The 716-nt window shown below is 65.1% G+C and carries 1 protein-coding gene and 1 pseudogene; one reads left to right on the top strand and one right to left on the bottom strand.

The genetic code is table 11. The annotated features are described in order from the left end of the window. A pseudogene (locus tag XAXN_RS19760) lies at positions 1 to 188 on the top strand (EamA family transporter); the annotation flags it as partial. A gap of 165 nt (positions 189 to 353) precedes the next feature. Here XAXN_RS19760 and XAXN_RS19755 read toward each other — a convergent pair. Next, positions 354 to 716, bottom strand: a 363-nt coding sequence (locus XAXN_RS19755; RefSeq protein ID WP_134984939.1) for a GGDEF domain-containing protein, incomplete at its 5' end; no start/stop codon positions are given.

Genomic DNA, 716 nt, shown 5'->3' with positions numbered 1-716 from the left:
AACCGGTCTACGCCATCGTGCTGGCGATCGCACTGCTGGGCGAACAACGCGAACTGACCCTGCAGTTCTACCTCGGCGTGGCGATCATTCTCGGCGCGGTGTTCCTGCATCCGGTGCTGGAGCGTCGGCGCGCGGTCGTGCACCCGGAATTGCTCGGCACAGCCGAGGCGAAGAATATCGTCGACTGATTGCACAGCGCGATGGGAGACCACGCTTCCTCACCAGCGGCCGCTGCGTTCACGCACGCTGGCGTTCAAACTGCATCGCGCGGCACCGGCATCCCGACGCGCGGCAATCAACCTCCCATCCCTTGCCAGGCCACCTGCATCTGCAAGCGGGCAACCACGCGCCCCCTACTCCAGCGCAACCACCTGATCGCGCCCGCCGCGCTTGGCCGCATACAAGGCCTGGTCGGCGCGCTTGATCACCGCCTCCACGCTTTCCTGCGGGTACAAGGTCGCCACACCGACACTCACCGTCACCGGCAGTGCGATCGTCATCGCCGCCACGCTCTGGCGCAGGTACTCGCATTGCACGCGTGCCTGCAGCAGATCCGCATTGGGGAGCAGCAACACGAATTCCTCGCCGCCATAGCGGGCGATGGTGCCGGCACCGGCCATATGCGCACGCAACAACGTGGACAGTTCGCGCAGCACTGCATCGCCCTGATCGTGCCCATGCACATCGTTGACGGTCTTGAAATGGTCCACGTCCAG

The sequence above is a fragment of the Xanthomonas axonopodis genome (assembly GCF_001304695.1).
Lineage (GTDB): Bacteria > Pseudomonadota > Gammaproteobacteria > Xanthomonadales > Xanthomonadaceae > Xanthomonas > Xanthomonas axonopodis.
The sequence above is the reverse complement of the archived record's forward strand: the minus strand, read 5'-3'. Positions and strand labels throughout refer to the sequence as shown.